Here is a 20,151-nt window from a genome sequence, read left to right on the forward strand (position 1 = left end):
CGCATAGCCGAACATAATGGAGACACCATGGAAGTCGCACAATTTCTACAATTTCTGTATTCCGGGATGACGGTCGGTTCCGCCTACGCGCTGGCGGCGCTGGGCTTTACCATCATCTACAACACCAGCGGCGTGATCAATTTCGCGCAGGGCGAATTCATCATGCTGGGCGGGATGCTGGCCGCCGTGATGTCGGCCGCCGGCGTGCCGCTGCCGCTGGCCATCATCCTGGCCGTCATCGCCACCGGCATCGTTGGCCTGTTGATGGAAAAAGCCGTGATCGAACCGGCGCAGAACGCGCAGGTCATCACCCTCTTGATCATCACCATCGGCGCTTCGCTCGTGCTGCGCGGCCTCGTGCAAATCTGGCTGGGCAAGGATACGCACTCGCTGCCGGCCTTTTCCGGCGACGCGCCGATCGAATTTCTGGGCGCCAGCCTGCTGCCGCAAAGCCTGTGGGTGCTGGGTGTGACCGTCGTCATCGTGCTGGTGCTGGGCTGGTTCTTCGGCCGCACGCTGATGGGCAAGGCCATGCTGGCCACCTCGCACAACAAGCTGGCCGCGCAACTGGTGGGCATCAACACGCGCAAGGTCCTGCTGTTCTCGTTCGGCCTGTCGGCCCTGCTGGGCGCGGCGGGCGGCATCCTCGTCGCACCGATCACGTATACCTCGTATGACGCGGGCATCATGCTGGGCCTGAAAGGTTTTGTCGCCGCCGTCCTCGGCGGCCTCGGTGGCGGCGCGGGCGCCATTGCCGGCGGCCTGATCCTCGGCATCGCCGAAGCCATGACGGCCGGCTACATCTCCTCGGCCTACAAGGATGCGGTGCCGTTCGTGCTGATTCTGTTGATCCTGTTCTTTCTGCCGCAAGGCTTGTTTGGCGCTAAAAATTCGGAGCGTGTATGAAGAATTTCCTTACCCGCTCGCGCCATGGCGGCTTGCTCTTGCTGGCGCTCGTGCTGGCCATTTTGCCGCTGTTCCTCAGCAATGCGTTCTACTATGACGTGGCGATCCGCATCGCGCTGAACGCCATCGTCGTCATCGGCCTGAACCTCTTGATGGGCTATACGGGCCAGATCAGCCTCGGTCACGCGGGCTTCTATGGCCTGGGCGCGTATGCGTCGGCCGTGCTGACCACGCATTATGGCTGGCCGCCGCTGGCCGCCCTGGCCGCCGGCGCCGTTGCCACGGGCCTGCTGGCGCTGCTGCTGGCGCGTCCCGTACTGAAACTCAAGGGCCATACCCTGGCCATGGCGACGCTGGGACTGGGCATCATCATTTCCATCGTCATCAACAACGAGACGCAATGGACGGGCGGTCCGGACGGCATCGGCGTCTCCGCCTTCAGTGTCGCCGGCCTGGAAATCGCCGGCGAAAAATCATGGTACCTGGTGTGCGCCGTGCTGCTGTTGCTGGTCACGTGGCTGGCCCTGAACCTCATCGATTCGCCCGTCGGCCGCGCGCTGCAGGCCATCCACGGTTCGGAAGTGGCGGCCCGCGTCGTCGGCGTCGACACGACGCGCTTCAAGGTGCGCGTGTTCGTGCTGTCGGCGGTGATTGCCAGCATCGCGGGCAGCATCAGCGCCCATTACATCGGTTTCATCACGCCCAACCTGGCCGGCTTCTTCCACTCGATCGAGCTGGTGACGATGGTGGTGGTGGGCGGCATGGCGTCGATCTTCGGTTCCATCATCGGCGCCGCGCTGCTGACGGTCTTGCCGCAACTGCTGTCCAGTTTTGAAGGCTGGGAAACGGTGGTGTTCGGCGTGATCCTGATGGCGACCATGATCTTCATGCCCAAGGGCCTGGTGCCGAGCCTGGCCAGCCGTTCGCGCAAGCGTTCTGCCACGCCGAAAGCACCGCCTCAATCTGCACGGGAGGTGTGAGATGCTGACGATTAACAACCTGAGCAAGAGCTTCGGCGGCGTGCATGCGGTGCAGGATGTGAGCTTTACCGTCAAGGAAGGCAATATCCACTCCGTGATCGGGCCGAACGGCGCCGGCAAGACGACCCTGTTCAACCTGATCACCGGTGTCTACACGCCGACCAAAGGCGAGATCCTGCTCAATGGCGAGAACGTGGCCGCCATGTCGCCCGATGCGCTGGCGCGGCGCGGCATGAGCCGCACTTTCCAGAATCTGCAGGTGTGCATGAACATGACGGCCATCGACAATGTGATGGTGGGCGCGCACCTGCGCCTGAACCAGAACCTGTTCGCCTCCATGCTGCGTTTGCCTTCCGTGCGCCGCGCGGATGCGGCCTGCCGCGACGAGGCGGCGGGCCTGATGGAATTTGTCGGCGTCGGCCGGCATATCGATGACGAGGCGGGGCAGATGTCGTATGGCGCATTAAAACGCCTGGAAATCGCCCGTGCGCTGGCGGCCAAACCGAAGGTGCTGCTGCTCGACGAACCGGCCGCAGGTCTGAATCATACCGAGACGGGCGAGATCGAAGCCCTGATCCGCAAGGTGGCGCAATCGGGCGTGACGGTGGTGCTCGTCGAACATGACATGAAACTGGTGATGAATCTGTCGGACCATATCCTGGTGCTCGACTATGGCAAGAAGCTGGCCGAAGGGACTGCCGCCGAAGTGCGCGCCAATCCCGACGTGGTGGCGGCATACCTGGGAGTGGCGGCATGATGAAGATGGAAAAACCTCAGACACCGCTGGTGCTCGATATCGCCGGCCTGACCAGCCATTACGGCCGCATCCAGGCCCTGCACGGCATCGACCTGCAAGTGCGCCAGGGCCAGCTGGTGGCGCTGGTGGGCGCCAATGGCGCCGGCAAGACGACCTTGCTGCGGGCGATCTCCGGCGTGCAGCCGATCAGCGCCGGCAGCATCGCCTTCGCCGGCCAGGACGTGAGCCGCATGAGCGCCGACAAGCGCGTGCGCGCCGGCATCTGCCAGGTGCCGGAAGGGCGGCAAGTGTTCGGCCCCATGACGGTGGAAGACAATCTGCGCCTGGGCGCGTTTACACGCCCCGCACAGGACGTGGCGGGCGACATGGAGCGCATGTACGGCCTGTTTCCGATCCTGAAGGAAAAGCGCCTGCTGCTGGCCGGCACGCTCTCCGGAGGACAGCAGCAGATGCTGGCCATGGCGCGCGCGCTGATGGGCCGCCCGCAACTGCTGCTGCTCGATGAACCGAGCATGGGCCTGGCGCCGCTCCTGATCGCGGAAATCTTCCGCATCGTGGCCGAGCTGCGCGACCAGGGCATCACCATCTTCCTCGTCGAGCAGAACGCGCATGCGGCCTTGTCGATCGCGGACGTGGGCTATGTGATCGAGACGGGCGCGATTACCCTGTCCGGTCCCGGTCCCGAATTGCTGCACAACGAGCAGGTACAGAGCGCGTACCTGGGTATGTGAAGACAGCAGCGGAGGGCCGGGGTCAGACCCGCCGGGTCTGACCCCAGTTTTCCGCTGCGTCTAGTAATAGCGTGCATGGCGCGCAGATGAATAGGAGTTTGCATGGTCAAAGTCTACGAAATCAACGGCGTCACCCCCGTCGTCCACCCCAGCGCCTATGTGCACCCGTCGGCCGTGCTGATCGGCGACGTGATCGTCGGTCCGCGCTGCTATATCGGTCCGCTCGCTTCGATCCGCGGCGACTTCGGCCGATTGATCCTGGAAGAGGGGGCGAACCTGCAGGACACGTGCGTCATGCACGGCTTCCCCGGCTGCGACACGGTAGTCGAAGTCGATGGCCATATCGGCCATGGCGCCGTGCTGCACGGCTGCCGCATCGGCCGCAATGCGCTCGTCGGCATGAACGCCGTGGTGATGGACAACGCCGTCATCGGCGAGGAATCCATCGTCGCCGCCATGAGTTTCGTCAAGGCGGGCATGGTCGTCGCACCGCGCAGCATGGTCGTGGGCACGCCCGCCAAGGTGATCCGCACGCTGACCGACGATGAAATCAAATGGAAAAGCTCGGGCACGGGCCAGTACCACGAACTGGCCGTGCGCTCGATGCAGACGATGCGCGAAGTGGAAGCGCTGACGCAAGTCGAGGCGAACCGCCAGCGCCTCAATTTCGAATCGGCCTTGCCGCTGCATTTGCACAAGAACGCCTCGGCGCAATAAACCATATGAGCGTAGGTCGGATTAGCGGGGCAGCGCCCCGCGTCATCCGACACCACCACCAACGTCACCAACACCCTCGTTTTACGGAGAAACCACATGGCTCACATATCCACCCTGCAAAGCCTGATCGCCGGCCGCTGGCTGGGCGAAAGCGCCGCCGTGCCCCTGCACAGTGCCTTGAACAACCGCGTCATCTATCATACGCATGCGGAAAAGATCGACTTCGACGAAGCCGTCACGTATGCGCGCAAGACGGGCGTGCCGGGCCTGATGGCGCTCGATTTCCAGCAGCGCGCCGCGCGCCTGAAGGCGCTGGCCCAGTACCTGGTCGAGCGCAAGGAAGAACTGTATGCGATCTCGCACCTGTCGGGCGCCACGCGCGCCGACAGCTGGGTCGACATCGAAGGCGGCACGGGCACCCTGTTCGCCTACGCCAGCATGGGCAGCAACGAGCTGCCGTCGTCGAACGTGCTGCACGAAGGCCCGGCCATCGCGCTCGGTAAAAAAGGCGGTTTCGCCGGCACGCACATCCTGGTGCCGCGCGGCGGCCTGGCCGTGCACATCAACGCCTTCAACTTCCCCATCTGGGGTCTGCTGGAAAAATTCGCGCCCAGCTTCCTGGCGGCCATGCCCTGCATCGCCAAGCCGGCCACGGCGACCAGCTATCTGACGCAGGCCGTCGTGCGCATGATGCATGAATCGGGCTTGCTGCCGGCCGGCAGCTTGCAGCTGGTGATCGGTTCCACGGGCGACTTGCTGGACCGCCTGAATGGCCAGGATTTCGTCACGTTTACAGGATCGGCCGCCACGGCCGCCAAGCTGCGCACGAATTCCAACCTGATCGCCCAGTCCGTGCCTTTCAACGGCGAAGCCGATTCGCTCAATTGCGCTATCCTGGCACCGGACGTCACGCCCGACGACGTGGAATTCGACCTGTTCGTCAAGGAAGTCGTGCGCGAAATGACGGGCAAGTCGGGCCAGAAGTGCACGGCGATCCGCCGCATCATCGTGCCCGAGCACCTGATGGACGCCGTCGGCTCGCGCCTGCGCGAGCGCCTGGCCAAGGTGGTGGTGGGCGACCCGTCCATCGAAGGCGTGCGCATGGGCGCGCTGGCGTCGAAAGAGCAGCAAAACGACGTGGCCGAACGGGTCGCCACCCTGTCGCAGGGTAATGAAGTGGTGTTCGGCGCGGCCGACGGATTCAATCCGCTCGGCGATGGCGCGCAGGACGGCAGCTTCTTCTCGCCGACCCTGCTGATGTGCCGCGATGCCTTCGGCAACGATGCCGTGCATGACGTGGAAGCGTTCGGCCCCGTCAGCACCATGATGGGCTACCACGATATCGACGAGGCGCTGGCCCTGGCCGCGCGCGGCAAGGGCAGCCTGGTGAGCACCCTGGTGACGCGCGATCCGAAGATCGCCGCGCGCGTGGTGCCGCAAGTGGCGGCCACGCATGGCCGCGTGCACGTGCTCGAGCGCGTGGCTTCCGTCGATTCGACGGGCCATGGCTCGCCCCTGCCGCAACTGAAGCACGGCGGCCCTGGCCGCGCGGGCGGCGGCGAGGAACTGGGCGGCGTGCGCGCCGTGCGCCATTACCTGCAACGGGCGGCCGTGCAAGGCTCGCCGACCATGCTGGCGGCGATCACCGGCGAATACGTGCGCGGCGCGGACGTCAACGAAAGCCCGATCCACCCGTTCCGCAAGCACTTCGAGGACTTGAAGACGGGCGACTCGCTGCTCACGCACCGCCGCACGGTCAGCGAAGCGGACATCGTCGCCTTCGGCGGCATCTCGGGCGACTTCTTCTACATGCACTTCGATGAAATCGCCGCGAAGGAATCGCAGTTCGGCAAGCGCATCGCCCACGGCTACTTCGTGCTGTCGGCCGCCGCCGGTCTGTTCGTCTCGCCTGGCGTCGGTCCCGTGCTGGCCAACTACGGTCTGGACAACCTGCGCTTCGTCGCGCCGGTGGCGATTGGCGACACCATCCGCGCGCGCCTCACGTGCAAGCGCAAGGTCGACCGCAACCGCAAGGACGTGTTTGGCGTGGGCCAGGGCGTGGTCGCGTGGGACGTGCAGGTGACCAACCAGAACGAGGAACTGGTGGCCAGCTATGACATCCTGACCCTGGTCTCCAAGCGCGAGTAAGTCCGAGAGTAAGCGTCTCCGGCAGGACCGGTGTGAATGGCGCCACCCGCGAACTTCGCGCGGGTGGCGCTTTTTTTATGGGGGTTCTTTTGCTCTTGAATTATCCATAAGTGTATGAAAAATATAGGCTAAGTGTGGTTTTGCACAGCGTGCTATTTAGATAAACCCCTCTAGAACGCGTGCTTTTTTCATCAAAAGCGGCGAATTCGCTCATTGCCGCAAGAAAACTTTCCAACGTAAAACCTTTTCTATGTAGCATGGTTTTACTCACTGGTCACGCCGCCATGCACGCCCAAGGCGATGGTGGCGCGAAAAAAAACGGACCCGGCCTTTTGCGGCTGGTGAACCCTCGACCGCGAGTTCCATTCCACGATTAACGTTCACCGCTACGGGTATTTAATTACTATGAATAAACACGTCCTGATTTTCCTGTTGGCCATGCCCCTGGCCATCAGCCATGCCTACGCCGAAGAGGCCGTTGGTCCCGCCGTCAAGATCAGCGGTTACGGCACGGCCGCCCTGACCATGGCCGATACGGACAACGCGCAGTTCGCGCGCCCGAACCAGGCTGCCGGCGCCGGCCGCACCGCCCGCACGGGCGTCGATTCCAACCTGGGACTGCAGGCCAATGTCACCGTCAACCCGTGGCTGTCGGCCACCGTGCAGGGCCTGGCGCGCAAGGATGGCGAAGATGATGTCGGCGCCGAACTGGCGTGGGCCTTCGCCAAGGCCAAGGTATCGGACAGCTTCAGCGTGCGCGTCGGCCGCATGGGCCTGCCCGTCTTCATGATTTCCGATTATCGCAACGTGGGCTATGCCAACACCATGCTGCGCCCGCCCGGCGAAATGTATTCGCAGGTACCGCTGAACAGCATCGACGGCATCGACGCCACCTACCAGTTCAGCGCGGGCGATACCAGCATCACCACGCAGCTGGCGCTGGGTCGCACCAAGGCCACCCTGGCCACGGGTCCCGCTTCGACCGTGCAGGTGGAGGGCAAGTCCATCGTCGCCCTCAACGTGGTGGCCGAGCATGGCCCCGTCACCGTGCGCTTCGGCCGGGCCGAGACCAGGTTGACGATCAACGATTCGCCGAGCCTGAACACCCTGATGGGCAGCTTGCGCGCGGCCGGCAGCGGCTACCGGATCGCCCAGCTGGGCGCCCTGGCCGATGCGCTGGAAGTCAAGGACAAGAAGGCGTCGTTTACCTCCGTAGGCCTGGGCCTGGACTGGAACAATGTGCTGCTGCAGTCGGAATATGCGAAGCGCAAGACGGACAGCTATGTCAGCGACAGCACCTCGTGGTATGTGATGGGCGGCTACCGCATCGGTGCCTTCCTGCCCTACTACAGCCACGCCAGCCTGAAGGCCGATGGCCGCGTGAACAACACCGTGCCCGCATCCTGCCCTGCCGGCTATCCGGCCGCCTGTACGCCGACCCTGCGCGCCCTGTCGGCCGGCGTCGAGACCCTGGCCACCATGCGCAACCAGCTCGAGCAATCGACGGACAGCATCGGCGTGCGCTGGGACTTCCACCGTTCGGCCGCGCTGAAAGTGCAGATCGACCGCATCAAGCCGAAGAATGGCCCTGGCCTGTTCGTGCAAGCCAAGCCGGGCTTCCATGGTCCCGTCACGGTGGCTGCCGCCGCCATCGATTTCGTTTTCTGAGGAGCGCCGCATGAAACCATTGATCTTGAATGTGGCTGCCTTGCTGGCGCTGTCGACCGCCGTTCCCGCCATGGCCGAAGTGGTCGTGGTGGTCAATCCGAAAAGCGCCGCTGGCGCCATGACGAATGAACAGGTGGCGCAATTCTTCCTCGGTAAATCGACGGCCATGACGCCGATCGACCAGCCGGAAAGCGCCCCCGTGCGCGCCGAGTTCTACAAGAAGGTGACGGACAAGGAACCCTCGCAAGCGAAGGCCCTGTGGTCCAAGCTGGTCTTCACGGGCAAGGCCACCTTGCCGAAGGAAGTGGCCAATAGCGCCGACGTGAAGAAGGTCGTGGCTGCCGATCCGAAAGCCATCGGCTATATCGAAAAGAGTGCCGTCGACGCCAGCGTCAAAGTGGTGCTGACGGCGCCATAAAGCCGGCCCGGGCCGCACGCCATGCGGCGGCCCGATAATTCATCAGAATCAGGAGACAGCAATGAGCATCAAACGCAAGATATGGGCGCTGCCTGTCGTCTCGGCCGTGATTTTCGGGCTGGGACTGGCCGTCAGCGCCTACCTGTCCACGGCCACGCTCAATTCCATCCACGCCACGGAAAGCGCGGACTATCCCGTGCTTGACATGGCCAAGTCGCTGACCCTGGACGTGGCCGCCGTCGGCGACGCCCTGCGCGACGCCGTCAGCGAAGGCGACAAGGAACGTATCGGGCAAGTCGCCGGCCAGGCCGTCAAGCTGCGCGAAAAACTGGCCGCCTTTGCTGCGATCCCCGGCCAGCGCGAGCACGGCGCGCGGCTGGCCAGCGAATTCGATGCCTACTATGCGCCGGCCCTGAGCGCGGCGCGCATCATGCTGGAAATGGAAGAGGGCGACCCGCAAGCGACCGTGGCGCGCATGCAGGGCGCGCTGGCGGTGCTCAATGCCGACCTGGCAAAGACCAACGAACAGGCGCAAGCGCAGTTCAGGCAGGGCATAGAACGCAGCGCGGCCAATGTGCGCAATGCGCTCAATACCAGCATCGCCGTGGCGCTGGCCGTCATCGTCTGCCTGGTGGCCGTGTCGCATTTCGTCGTGCGCGCCATCTGGCAGCAGCTGGGCGGCGAACCCGAATATGCGCGCCAGATCGCGCGCGCCGTGGCCGATGGCGACCTGTCGATGCACATCGTGACCGAGGCGGGCGACCAGGACAGCCTGCTGGCGGCGCTGAAGGACATGCGCGCCAAGCTTGGCGGCATGGTCTCCGATATCAAGGCGTCGGCCGAAACCATCCAGGTGGCCAGCGCGGAAATCGCCCAGGGCAATGCGGACCTGGCCGCGCGCACGGAATCGCAGGCGGGCAGCCTGGACCAGACGGCGCGCAGCATGGACAGCCTGACTTCCACCGTGCGCGACAACGCCGCCAACGCGGGCCAGGCGCATGCGCTGGTGGTGTCGGCATCGTCGGTTGCCGTGAAGGGCGGGCAGGTGGTCAGCCAGGTGGTCACCACCATGGGCGAGATCAACGATGCATCGAAACGCATCGTCGACATCATCGGCGTCATCGACGGCATCGCCTTCCAGACGAACATCCTGGCCTTGAATGCGGCCGTGGAAGCGGCGCGCGCCGGCGAACAGGGGCGTGGTTTTGCCGTAGTGGCGTCCGAAGTGCGCAACCTCGCGCAGCGCAGCGCGGCGGCGGCGCGCGAGATCAAGCAACTGATCGGCGATTCGGTGGCCAGGGTGAATGTCGGCTCGAAGCTGGTGGACGAGGCGGGTCTGACCATGGGCCAGATCGTCGATTCCGTGAAAAAGGTGGCCGACATCATGGCCGAGATCAGTGCCGCGAGCCAGGCGCAGAGTGCCGGCATCGGCGATATCGGCGTGGCCATCGGCAGCATGGATCAGATGACGCAGCAGAATTCCGCGCTGGTGGAAGAAGCGTCGGCGGCGGCTGAATCGCTGCAGGAACAGGCCGTGCAGCTGGGCACGGCGCTGGCCGTGTTCAAGCTGGCGCAGGGTGCTGTGTCGGATTACGCGCTGCGCGCTAATCCGACCTACCAGGTATTGGCGGTGTAGGTTGGATTAGCGCAGCGTAATCCAACACAGCGGTGTAGGTTGGATTAGCGCAGCGTAATCCAACACAGGAGCGCCGGCTTACGTGCGCAAGCCGAACGGATCGTCGATGCTGTGCGCCGGTTGCGTGAACCAGCGCGGTCCGTTTTCCGTCATATAAAAATGGTCTTCGTGGCGGATGCCGAATTCGCCGGGGATGCAGATCATCGGCTCGTTCGAGAAGCACATGCCCACGTCGAGCGGCGTCGTGTCGTTGCCCACCAGGTAAGGCCACTCGTGGATATCGAGGCCGATGCCGTGGCCCGTGCGGTGCGGCAGGCCGGGCAGCTTGTAGCCGGGGCCGTAGCCGTCCGCTTCCAGCGAGACGCGCGCGGCGCGGTCCACGTCGCCGCACGGCACGCCCAGTTGGGCGGCCGCGAATGCGGCGGCTTGCGCGGCCTTTTCGCTGTTCCATACGCTGCGCTGGCGCTCGCTGATCTGTCCGAAAACATAGGTGCGCGTGATGTCGGAGATGTAGTTCATCACCTGGCAGCCCGTGTCGATCAGCACCGTGTCGCCCGCCTTCAGGGTCTGCACGTAGTTGACGCCATGCGGATAGGCGGTCGCCTCGCCGAACAGCACGATGCAGAAGTACGAGCGGGGCGCGCCCACCTTGCGGTGCGCGCGCTGGATGAACTCCTCCACTTCCACCGTCGTGATGCCTTCGTACAGCATGCTGGCCGTGGCCACGTGCACGGCCAGGGTCATGTCCATCACGCGCTGCATCAGGGCGATTTCCGCCTGTGATTTTCTGCTGCGGCAGTACGCCGTCACGGTGCGCGCGTTTTCCAGCGCGTAGCCGGGGGCCAGCGGCTTGATGCCGTCGTAGATGAAGAAGGCGGCGCTTTCGCAGATGCCCACGCGCGGCGGTTGATTCGCGTCCTGGGCGATTCCCATGCGCGCCAGCACGTCGACGAACAGCTGGTACGGGCTTTCATGCTCTTCCCAGCAATTGACCTTGCCCTCGATGAGCATGAAGCCTTGCAGGGTGCTTTCCTCGAAGGCGGGAGCGATGTATTCGATGTCGCCGCTGGCCGGCAGGATGGCGCCCACCATGCGTTCGCTGGCATACCATTTTGTGCCCGTGAAATAGGTGAGGTTGGCGCCCGCGTTCAGGTAGATGGCGGCGATGCCCTGTTCGCGCATGAACGCTTGCGCCTTGGCGATGCGTTGCGCATGTTCCTCCTTGCCGATGGCGACCATGCCGCCCGTCATGTCCGACAGCGATGCCAATGCCTGTTCGATGGAAGTGCCACCTATGCTCATGCCTGCTCCTTTGCTCGATGCTGAATATGGAATGCGGGCATGATATCAGTTCGCGCCTTTCGGCTTGAGGCCGGGCGCGCCGCCGGCCGCATCGGGCGGAGCCAGCACCAGGTCGTGCGGATACGTGAAGTGCCAGTCCGCGTAGCGCTGCTTGCGGCGCAGACTGGCGTCTTCGTCAAGGAAGTTGTCCTGCTTGATGGGCAGCTGCGGCGACAGCGAATGGATGCCGACGATGCGTCCCTCCTGCCGCAGCACGCCCCATTCCGCCTTGCCCGTGACGGGGTCCGCATACAGTCGGCGCAAATGGCGCCGGGCGTTGGCAAAACGCGGGTCGCGCAGCAGTTCCTGCAGGGTCAAGGGATAGCGGGGCCGCCCGTCGGCCGGCGTGCTGTCGTAGTAGCGGCCCAGCGCGTTGCGGAATTCATGACCGATGAACAGCAGCTCGCGCTCCTTGTCGCGCCGCGCGGCCGTGGCAAACAGTTCGCCGGCCAGCACCAGGCCCACGCCCATGAAGGCCACCAGCATCAGGGTCCAGATATACGCGAAGCCCCGCGTGCGGCGCTGGAAACTAGAGCTGTTCAAACGGGATGCCCTCGCGCGTCTTGCCCTTGGCGCCGCTGCGCACGTCGGCCACGCCGCCGATCTCGCCATTGGGCGAAGGGATCAGCTGCCAGGTGGCCGCCGACTCCGTGACGGGATCCAGCGGTACGCTGCGGAAGTAATGGTGGGTCACCAGGTCGTCCAGCGCAGCCGGGTACTCTCCCTTGTCGGCATAGTATTTATCGAGGCCGCTCCTGAGCACCTGCAGGTTTTCCTTCAGGGCGACTTCCTTCGATTTTTCCACCGAGCCGAAATAGCGGGGGATGGCGATCGTCAGCAGCAGCGAGATGATCGCCAGCACCACCAGCAGTTCGACCAGCGTAAAACCGCGGCGTATGGTCGGGGTATGCATGGCGGTCACCATTGATTGAGCGGCACGCCGTTCAGGCCCACCTTGGTCGAGCGCGAGGCGACGTCGAACACGTCTTCGCCTTCGCTGGGATTGTCGGGCGGCGAGGCATAGGCGCGCTTGCTCCAGCTGTCGGCCGCACTGCCGGCTTCCCTGGGCTGGAACGGGTCGCGCGGCAGGCGGCGCAAAAAGTAGATGTTCTGCTTCGACGGGCTGCGCTGGTCGGGCACGCCCTCGACCAGTTCCTCGAGTTTTTTCGGATAGCCCGATGCGCCCAGCGACAGCTTGATGCGGCCATTGTCCGACGCGCGCTTGTAGGCGTCGATCGCTTCGCGCATCTCGATCAGGGCGCTGCGCAATTGCTGCTCCTTGGCCCGTTGCAAGGCCACCTGCGCCATCGGCACGGCCACCGTGGCCAGGGTCGCCATGATGGCCAGGGTGATCATCAGTTCGATGAAGGTAAAGCCCCGCTCTTTCACTGGCCACCTCACTGGCCACCTTTGCCGGACTTGTCGCCGGCCGCGGGCGCTTCGTCGCCACCCGTCATGGGCGAGCCGGCGCGCGGTGGGGCTTGCTCGGGCGCGGCGATGGCTTCCTGGGTGCCGCCCACGCTGGCGCGCCCGCCCACGGACGCCTCGGTGCCCGAGTTGAATTCGGCCGTCATCAGGTCCGGGCGGCGGATGCTGCGCAGCAGGCGCGGCGTGATCGACAGCACGATCTCGCTGCGCATGGCGTCGTCCTTCTGGCTGCCGAACAGGCGGTTCAGCACGGGCAGCTCGCCCACGCCGGGCACCTTGTTGGCCGTGCCCCGGTCTTCGTCGCTGATCAGGCCCGCCAGCACCTGCGTCTCGCCATCTTTCAAACGCAACACGGTCGAGGCGCTGCGCGTGCCGATCTGGTAAGCCTGCGTGCCCGTTTTGCTGATCACCTCCTTGACGACGTTCGATACTTCCAGGTTGATCTTGATGGCCACTTCATCGTCCAGGTAGACGTTCGGTTCCACGTCGAGTTTCAGACCCACGTCGATGTAGTTGACGCTGTCGGAACTGACGCCGTTATTCGTCGTGACGGTAATGACCGGCACGCGGTCGCCGATGAGGATCTTCGCCTTTTCCTTGTTGCGCACGCGGATGCGCGGGTTGGCCAGGATATTGCTGTCGCTGTCCGTCTTGTTGGCGTTGAGGGTGACGCCGCCGATGCCCAGGTTGATATTGTCGCCATTGATGCGGTGCAGGTCCGCCACCTTCAGGCCGCCCAGGCCACCCGTGCTGCCTGCGACGCCGGCCAGGGTCAGGCTGGCCTGGTCGGGCCAGCGCACGCCCAGCTCCATCAGGCGCGTGCGCTTGACCTCCAGCACCTCCACTTCCAGCATCACTTCCGGGTCGGCCAGGTCCTGCACGTTGATGATGCGCTCGGCCATGCGCACCATTTCCGGCGTATCGCGCAGCATGATGATGCCCAGCCGTTCATCGGTGACGACATCCTTGGCCTTGAGCAGGGTCTTGATGGAAAACGCCACCGTCTTGACGTCCGCATTGGCGAGGAAAAAAGTGCGTACCACCAGCTGCTGGTAATCCTTCACCTTTTGCGGCGTGTTCGGGTAGATCGTGATCGACTTGTCGCTGGTGACGCTCTGTTCCAGCTGGTTCGCGCCCAGCAGCATGGCAATCGCCTCTTCGATGCTGGTGTCGCGCACGGAAATGGTGGCGCGCAGGGCCGGGTCGACCTCCTTGTCGAAGACGAAGTTCAGGCCCGACACCTTGCTGAGAAGATCGAACACGGAGCGCAGGGGCGCGTCGCGAAATTCCAGGGTCACGGGTTTGCGGTAGGCGGCCGCCAGCTTGCCGCCGGCCGGACGGCTTTTGGCCAGCTCGTCGCCGATGCGGCCTTTCAGGGCCAGCGCCTCGCGCTGCGCGGGACGTTCCTGCAGCACCTGGCGCAAGGCTTCCTGCGCCTGCGCGACATTCGCTTCGCCGCCGCGCTGGTAGCTGGACTGCGCCTCCTGCACCAGCTTGCGGTGCCGTTCATCCTGCGCCACGCCGGCCAGGCCCCGCTGCGCCACGTCGTTGCTGGCGTCCAGCGCCAGCGCCTGCTGGTACAGCGCTTGCGCTTCGGGCAGCTTGCCCTGCTGGCGCAGCGCCTCGGCGCGGCCATTGAGGTTGTTCAGCGCGCGCATCCTGCCGTTGGTGACGGCGATGCGGTACTTGGCGTTGGTCGGTTCGGCCTGCGCCGCCTGTTCCAGCAGGGCCAGGCCCTGTTCCGTGCGGCCGGCGCCCAGCATGGCCTGGCCGTCGGTATAGGCCTGGTTGCCGGCGCAGGCGGCCAGCAGGGACAGCATCGGCAGCAGGGTAATGCCAGTACGTGGTGTGCGTCGTTTCAATTGATATCCCCTACGGCGAGTGTCTGTTTCAGGTTGAGCGGCAGATAGGTAAATTGCAGGGCGCCCTGCACCACGCCGTCGAAGCGGTAGCGCTCTTCGAGCGTGTCGCCGGGCCGCGCCACCACGTTGCGTTCGCCCGCCTGCAGGAAATAGGCGGCCTTGCCTTCGTCGACGAAACGGCCAAGGAACTGGAAGGGCAAAGGTGGCGGTGCGTTCGCATCGACAGCGGCGACAGTGCGCGTGGCCTGCGCCGCCTGCTGGTCGAGCATGATCTTTTTCGGCGTCTCCGGCTGCCAGCTTTGCTTGGCGAACAGGGTGGCCGCTTCCTCGTCGTCGAGGCCCCGGCGCGGTTCGATAGACAGTGCGCGATTGGCTGGCGCAGCGGCAGTGGCGACGACGAGGGGCGCGACCGCCACCCGTTCCACCTGGCGCGGCGTGGCCGTGGCCGGCCCCACGATGCTGCCTTCGTCCTCCGGCGCGAAGAGGGCGGCCAGCAAGGTCGCCACGGCGGCACCCCCCAGTACGGCTTTTTTCATCGGCGCGCCTCCGGCTTCTTGACCAGCAGGATGAACTGGATGCGTGCATCGATCTCGCCCGCTTCGATCTGCTCGCGTTTGAACAGCACGGAATCGAGCGTCAGCGTGGGCAACGCTTGCAGGGCGTCGACGATAAAGGTTTGCAGCTGCGCGTATTCGGCCTTTACGGGCAAGGTGATCTGGTAGCGCAAAAAGGCCGTGTTGCCGTCTTCCTGCGGCTTGTAGTCGGCCTTGGCCAGGGTAACGCCGCTCTTCTGCGCCACTTCCAGCAAGGCCTTCAGCTGCTCGGGAATGCTGTCGTGCGCGGGCAGGTAGGCGTGAAAGGCGGCCAGGCTGTCGGCATCGGCATCGGCGTCGAGCGTGACGGACGCCGGCGGCAGCGCCGCCTGTTTCGCCATCACGGCCAGTTGCGCGCGCAATGGCTGCTGGCGTCCGGCCAGCGCCTCGCCCTGCTGCATGGCGACGGCGGCCAGCGCCAGGCTTGCCGCGCCGATGGCGCTGGGCCAGCCCAGGGCACGCCACAGACGCTGCGCTTCCCACGCCAGGCGCGGGGGCAGGCGCAGTTGCAGGCGCGGCCGGGCCACGGGCGTGCCGGCTTTTAACAGGGGTTTTATTGCCGCCATTGCGCCTCCAGCTGAAAACGGTAAGGGTGTGCGGGCGCGTTCGCGTGACTGTTCATCTCGTGCTTGAGCAGATACACGGAGCTGAACATGGGCTGCTGGTTCAGGAAGGCCAGGTAGTTGAGCATGTCTTGCGGGGTTTCCGCCTCGGCGGCGATTTTCAGCACGCTGGCGCCATCCTGTCCCTGCTGCGCATTCAGGTCTAGCCCCAGCAGGGCCACGCGCACGTCGCGCGGCGCCTGCACCGTCCTGACCAGGCGCGTGACGGGCAGGTTGAGCTGGCGCACGGCGGCGGCCACCTGTTTCAGTTCGAGGTCGCGCTCGCGCTGCTGGCTTGCCGAGAGCGGAGCACGCACGGGACGCGCGGGCTGCAGCTGCGCCAGCTGCGCTTCCAGGCGCCGCGTTTCCTGCGCCTGCACCAGCCAGTACCCGGCGGCCGGCAGCAGCAGCAAGCCGCCCGCCAGGCACAGGGCCAGACGCCAGCCCTGGAACGTCCGCGCGGCGCCGGGCGGCAGGAATTCCAGGCGGCTCAGGCCCATGCGACCTCCCGCATCAGGTGGGCGGCGCCGGCCACGGCGATGGGCACGAAGCGTTCCGGCACGTTCGCTTGCGGCACGCCGCTCAAGTCGATCAGGGCCACGTGTTCAATGGCGTCGAGCTGCGGCGCGCGCAAGTTCCAGCGCCGCCACGCCCGGTCCAGTTCGTCGCCCCAGGCCGCGGCGCAGGGCTGGCTGTGCAGGGCCGTGATGCGCCCGCCGCCGCCTGTCGCCAGCAGCAGCCGTCCCGCTTCCACCAGGGCGAAGGCGGCAGGTTTGCTACCGGCAGGTTTGCCGCCGGCGATGCTGCGCCAGGCCGGTCCGGCGATCGGTTCGATGGACAGGCAGCGCCGGCCATGCGCGGCCGCCGCGTCCTGCACGCCTTGCAGCAGGGCCGTATCGATGCCGCAGGCCAGGCGCGGCGTGCCGTATGGGGCGTCGTCGGCGACCAGGCGCCAGGCGCGCGCACCCTCGCCATACACGGCGCCGAACTGGCTGTGCAGGAAGCGCTGGGCGCTGCTCCGGTCGAGCAAGGCACCGCTCCACGGTACCATCAGCATGGCGCACCAGCGGCTGGCCAGGCTGACGGCCAGCGGAATTTTTTTGCCGCCATCGTGTTCAAGCCAGCCGCGCAGGGCGGCCAGCGCCACTTCCCAGCTAGCGTCGGGATTCGCAATGGGCAGGTGGAAGGCGCTGTCGGGCAGGGGACGGCTGGCGCGGCGCTGCACGCCGTGCAGCCCGTGCGGGGCCAGGTGCAGGCACACGGTGGCGCGGGTAAGGCGTTCAATAAGTGACACGATTGAGCTCCGCTAAAGTGGTTTCGCCGCGCCGCACGAGGTCGAGGCCCGCCTCGCGCGCCAGGCGGAAGCCGTTGCGCGCCGCCTCTTCCTTCATCTGGCTCAGGGGCGCGCGCGTGCAGATCATTTCGCGCATCGTATCGCTGAGCATCAAGACCTCGGCGACGGCCTTGCGGCCCTTGTAGCCGGTGCCGCGGCAGTGGCCGCAGCCCTTGCCGGCCATGAATTGCCAGTCCTGCACCTGATGCAGGGCCAGGCCGCTGTCGCGCAGCTGCTGCGCGTCGGCCAGCACCTCAGCGCTGGCGTCGACGGCGCAATGGGCGCAATTGAGGCGCAGCAGGCGCTGCGCCACGATGCCGTTCAGGGCGGCCGCAAAGCTGTAGGCATCGACGCCCATGTGCAGGAAGCGGCCGACCACATCGAACACGTTGTTCGCGTGCACGGTGGTAAATACCAGGTGGCCCGTGAGCGCCGCCTGCACGGCGATCTGCGCCGTTTCGTCGTCGCGGATTTCGCCGATCATGATCTTGTCGGGATCGTGGCGCAGGATGGAACGCAGGCCGCGCGCGAACGTCAGCCCCTTCTTTTCGTTGACGGGTATCTGCAGCACGCGCGGCAGCCGGTATTCGACGGGGTCTTCGATGGTGACGATCTTGTCGCGGCCCGTGTTGATTTCCGTGATGGCCGCGTACAGGGTGGTGGTCTTGCCGGAACCGGTGGGCCCCGTCACCAGCAGCATGCCGTGCGGCTTGGCGGCCAGGCGGCGGATCTGTTCGATGGCGTCCTCGTTCAGGCCCAGGCTTTCCAGGCGCAGCGCCTGCGCCGCTTCCGTCAGCGCGCGCCGGTCGAGCAGGCGCAGCACGGCATCCTCGCCAAAGATATTGGGCATGATGGAAACGCGAAAGTCGATCTCCGCCCCCTTTACGCGCACCTTGAAGCGGCCGTCCTGCGGGATGCGGCGCTCGGCGATGTCGAGGTCGGCCATCACCTTGATGCGCGAGATGATCTGCTCGGCCATCTGCAGCCCCTGCACCTGGCCCGCCTGCACCAGCACGCCGTCGACGCGGTATTTGATGACCAGGCTGGCCACGTCGCATTCGAGGTGGATGTCGCTGGCCTGGAATTTCAGGGCATCGTAGATGGTGGAGTTCACCAGTTTCACGACCGGGCTGCTGTCTTCGCTGATGCGGATGAGCGAGATGTCTTCGATGCTCTGGTCGAGTCCTGGCAGATCATCGCCGTGCTGCATTTCCTGCATCGCCTGCTGCACGCTTTCCTGCTGCTGCAGGTAGGCGGCCAGGTCGTCCGGATGCGCCAGCGCCACCGTGAAGGGCGTGGACAGGGCGAAGTCGGCCCATTGCAGCAGGTCCTCGCTGAAGGGATTGCCGATGACGAGCACGGGCGGCGCGCCCGGAACGCCAGGTTGCAGCAGCACGCAGTCGCGCTGGGCGCAATCGGTGTAGGGCAGCAGGGCAAAGGCGGGCAGGGCGGCCTGCAGTTCGGCCATCGTCCAGGCCGGATAGCGGAACAGGGCGGCCAGCTGGCGCAGGAAGACCTCGGGCGGCAGGGCCGCCGTTTCCTGCAGCACGGTCATCTGCGGGCGGCCCTGTTCCAGCGCACTGGCATGGGCGCGGCGCAGCATGGCCGCATCGAGCACGACCCGTTCTTCGTCGCGCGCGTTCATGGCCGCACCTTCACGATAAGGTTCAAGACAAGCTCCCCGCCAGTTCAAAGATCGGCATGTACATCAGCACCACCACGCCGCCGATCACCACGCCGATGATGGTCATCAAGAGCGGCTCGAGCAGGCGCGAAGCCCAGTCCACCCAGCGGGCGAATTCCTCGTCGTGGAACTTGGCCGAGCGTTCCAGCATGTCGCCCAGGCGGCCCGTATTTTCTCCCACCTTCAGCAGCGATTGCGCCACCGGCGTGGCCATGCCGGCCTGTTCCAGCGCGGTGGAAAACGGCATGCCTTCCTGCACCGCGCGGCGCGCCTGCGCCAGCTGCTCCTGCTGCGCCGGCAGCAGCATGGGGCCGACCATGGCCAGCGCCCTGTGCAGCGGGATGCCCGCGTGCAGCAGCAGGCTCAGGGCGCGGTAGAAGCGCGCCAGGCGGAATTCGGCCGCCTTCCCGGCCAGCACGGGCAGGCGCAGCAGGCGCAAGACCAGGGCCTGGCGCGCGCCGGCATTGGCAACGCCGAAGACCACGGCGCCGACGGCGGCGGCCAGCGCGCCGGCGCACAGCAGCGGATGCGCGGCCAGGGTCTGGCCAAAACCGAGCAGCATCTGCGACATCCAGGGAATTTCGTGGCCCGAGCTTTCGTAGACGACGCTGAATTTGGGCACCACATAGCCGAGCAGGAACAGGGTCACCAGGCCGCCGACGACGAGCAGCATGCACGGGTAGATGGCGGCGGAAATGAGTTTTTTGCGGATGGCGTCGAACTGCAGCTGGTAGGCGACGAAGCGGGCCAGCGCCTCGGGCAGGTTGCCCGAGCGTTCGGCCGCGTGCACGGTGGCGATGTAAATGTCGGGGAAGATGTCGGGGAAACCGGCCAGGGTGTCGGAAAAGCTTAGGCCCTGCTGCAGGGTGAGCACGATGGCGGCCAGGGTGCTCCTCGCGCCCGGGCGCGTTTCCTTGTTGTGCAGGGTGGCCATGGCCTCGCCCAAGTTCAGGCCCGCTTCGAGCAGGGCCAGCAGCTCCTGGCTGAATTGCAGCAGGGGCAAGCCCTGTTTGCCGGGGCGCAGCGCGGCGCCCGCGTCCGGCGCGGCGTCGTCATCGACGGCCAGCACGCGCCAGCCGCCGCGCACGGCCGCGCGGATCGCCTCGGCCTCGCTGGCGGCGTCGATGGCCAGCGCCTGGCTGCCCGCCGGGCCCTGCACCTGGAGGTGGAACTGCATGGCCGGCTCAGGCGAGCATGGTGGCAGGCGTAAAAATGGACAGGCTGGAATGGGGGAAAGCGCGTGCGGACAAGGTCGAAGTAGGCATCGGTCAGGAACCATCCAAAAAAGTTCAATTCGTCGCGGGTACCGGCAGCAGGCAAGATGCAATCACTGCCTCAGGGTAGACT

The 20,151-nt window shown here is 65.6% G+C and carries 20 protein-coding genes; 9 read left to right on the forward strand and 11 right to left on the reverse strand.

Annotation, left to right across the window (positions count from 1 at the left end; all coding sequences use genetic code 11):
- The first annotated feature begins 27 nt into the window (after positions 1 to 27).
- The 9 genes from OX462_RS03615 to OX462_RS03655 all read left to right on the forward strand — a co-directional run bounded on the left by OX462_RS03615 (position 28) and on the right by OX462_RS03655 (position 9,961).
- On the forward strand, positions 28 to 906 hold the full coding sequence (locus OX462_RS03615) for a branched-chain amino acid ABC transporter permease (RefSeq protein ID WP_070224249.1): 879 nt from the start codon (positions 28 to 30) through the stop codon (positions 904 to 906).
- On the forward strand, positions 903 to 1,886 hold the full coding sequence (locus OX462_RS03620) for a branched-chain amino acid ABC transporter permease (RefSeq protein WP_070224250.1): 984 nt from the start codon (positions 903 to 905) through the stop codon (positions 1,884 to 1,886). The genes OX462_RS03615 and OX462_RS03620 overlap by 4 nt, the downstream gene beginning before the upstream one ends.
- Position 1,887: 1 nt before the next feature.
- Positions 1,888 to 2,643: an ABC transporter ATP-binding protein gene (locus OX462_RS03625; RefSeq protein WP_070311613.1), complete on the forward strand. Its 756-nt coding sequence runs from the start codon at positions 1,888 to 1,890 to the stop codon at positions 2,641 to 2,643.
- Positions 2,643 to 3,374 carry an ABC transporter ATP-binding protein gene (locus OX462_RS03630; protein WP_070291038.1) on the forward strand — a complete coding sequence of 244 codons (732 nt, stop codon included), beginning with the start codon at positions 2,643 to 2,645 and terminating at the stop codon, positions 3,372 to 3,374. The genes OX462_RS03625 and OX462_RS03630 overlap by 1 nt, the downstream gene beginning before the upstream one ends.
- A gap of 102 nt (positions 3,375 to 3,476) precedes the next feature.
- Entirely contained in the window at positions 3,477 to 4,091 is a 615-nt protein-coding gene (gene paaY, locus OX462_RS03635; protein ID WP_070224253.1) for a phenylacetic acid degradation protein PaaY, read from the forward strand.
- Positions 4,092 to 4,187: 96 nt separating this feature from the next.
- Positions 4,188 to 6,239 carry a phenylacetic acid degradation bifunctional protein PaaZ gene (paaZ, locus tag OX462_RS03640; protein WP_409027792.1) on the forward strand — a complete coding sequence of 684 codons (2,052 nt, stop codon included), beginning with the start codon at positions 4,188 to 4,190 and terminating at the stop codon, positions 6,237 to 6,239.
- A gap of 405 nt (positions 6,240 to 6,644) precedes the next feature.
- The gene (locus OX462_RS03645; RefSeq protein WP_070291041.1) at positions 6,645 to 7,907 is read left to right on the forward strand and encodes a hypothetical protein; all 1,263 of its coding nucleotides are present in this window, start codon (positions 6,645 to 6,647) and stop codon (positions 7,905 to 7,907) included.
- Between the two features lie 10 nt (positions 7,908 to 7,917).
- Complete coding sequence (locus OX462_RS03650) at positions 7,918 to 8,325, forward strand: type 2 periplasmic-binding domain-containing protein (RefSeq protein ID WP_070291042.1); 408 nt, start codon at positions 7,918 to 7,920, stop codon at positions 8,323 to 8,325.
- A 61-nt stretch (positions 8,326 to 8,386) separates the two neighbouring features.
- Positions 8,387 to 9,961, forward strand: a complete 1,575-nt coding sequence (locus OX462_RS03655) for a methyl-accepting chemotaxis protein (RefSeq protein WP_409027793.1) — start codon at positions 8,387 to 8,389, stop codon at positions 9,959 to 9,961.
- Between the two features lie 78 nt (positions 9,962 to 10,039).
- On the opposite strand, the gene OX462_RS03660 is transcribed toward OX462_RS03655, so the two are convergent.
- The 11 genes from OX462_RS03660 to OX462_RS03710 are packed head-to-tail and all read right to left on the reverse strand — an operon-like array spanning position 10,040 to position 19,981.
- On the reverse strand, positions 10,040 to 11,263 hold the full coding sequence (locus tag OX462_RS03660; RefSeq protein ID WP_409027794.1) for a M24 family metallopeptidase: 1,224 nt from the start codon (positions 11,261 to 11,263) through the stop codon (positions 10,040 to 10,042).
- Between the two features lie 45 nt (positions 11,264 to 11,308).
- Complete coding sequence (locus OX462_RS03665) at positions 11,309 to 11,845, reverse strand: type II secretion system protein (RefSeq protein WP_409027795.1); 537 nt, start codon at positions 11,843 to 11,845, stop codon at positions 11,309 to 11,311.
- Positions 11,832 to 12,215 carry a type II secretion system protein gene (locus tag OX462_RS03670; protein ID WP_257217990.1) on the reverse strand — a complete coding sequence of 128 codons (384 nt, stop codon included), beginning with the start codon at positions 12,213 to 12,215 and terminating at the stop codon, positions 11,832 to 11,834. Before OX462_RS03670 ends, OX462_RS03665 begins: the two co-directional genes overlap by 14 nt.
- A gap of 5 nt (positions 12,216 to 12,220) precedes the next feature.
- Positions 12,221 to 12,703, reverse strand: a complete 483-nt coding sequence (locus OX462_RS03675) for a type II secretion system protein (RefSeq protein ID WP_071654440.1) — start codon at positions 12,701 to 12,703, stop codon at positions 12,221 to 12,223.
- Positions 12,700 to 14,592 (reverse strand): secretin GspD/PilQ domain-containing protein, encoded by a 1,893-nt coding sequence (locus OX462_RS03680; protein WP_409027796.1) that lies wholly within the window; start codon positions 14,590 to 14,592, stop codon positions 12,700 to 12,702. The genes OX462_RS03675 and OX462_RS03680 overlap by 4 nt, the downstream gene beginning before the upstream one ends.
- Positions 14,589 to 15,128 carry a hypothetical protein gene (locus OX462_RS03685; protein ID WP_409027797.1) on the reverse strand — a complete coding sequence of 180 codons (540 nt, stop codon included), beginning with the start codon at positions 15,126 to 15,128 and terminating at the stop codon, positions 14,589 to 14,591. The genes OX462_RS03680 and OX462_RS03685 overlap by 4 nt, the downstream gene beginning before the upstream one ends.
- Positions 15,125 to 15,751: a hypothetical protein gene (locus OX462_RS03690; RefSeq protein ID WP_409027798.1), complete on the reverse strand. Its 627-nt coding sequence runs from the start codon at positions 15,749 to 15,751 to the stop codon at positions 15,125 to 15,127. Before OX462_RS03690 ends, OX462_RS03685 begins: the two co-directional genes overlap by 4 nt.
- Positions 15,739 to 16,287: a hypothetical protein gene (locus OX462_RS03695; RefSeq protein WP_409027799.1), complete on the reverse strand. Its 549-nt coding sequence runs from the start codon at positions 16,285 to 16,287 to the stop codon at positions 15,739 to 15,741. The genes OX462_RS03690 and OX462_RS03695 overlap by 13 nt, the downstream gene beginning before the upstream one ends.
- On the reverse strand, positions 16,278 to 17,081 hold the full coding sequence (locus OX462_RS03700) for a hypothetical protein (protein ID WP_409027800.1): 804 nt from the start codon (positions 17,079 to 17,081) through the stop codon (positions 16,278 to 16,280). The genes OX462_RS03695 and OX462_RS03700 overlap by 10 nt, the downstream gene beginning before the upstream one ends.
- Complete coding sequence (locus OX462_RS03705; protein WP_409027801.1) at positions 17,068 to 18,765, reverse strand: GspE/PulE family protein; 1,698 nt, start codon at positions 18,763 to 18,765, stop codon at positions 17,068 to 17,070. Before OX462_RS03705 ends, OX462_RS03700 begins: the two co-directional genes overlap by 14 nt.
- Positions 18,766 to 18,787: 22 nt before the next feature.
- Positions 18,788 to 19,981, reverse strand: coding sequence for a type II secretion system F family protein (locus tag OX462_RS03710; protein WP_409027802.1), 1,194 nt, complete (start codon positions 19,979 to 19,981; stop codon positions 18,788 to 18,790).
- Positions 19,982 to 20,151 lie beyond the last annotated feature (170 nt).

This window comes from Janthinobacterium aestuarii, assembly GCF_046113285.1.
GTDB lineage: Bacteria > Pseudomonadota > Gammaproteobacteria > Burkholderiales > Burkholderiaceae_D > Janthinobacterium.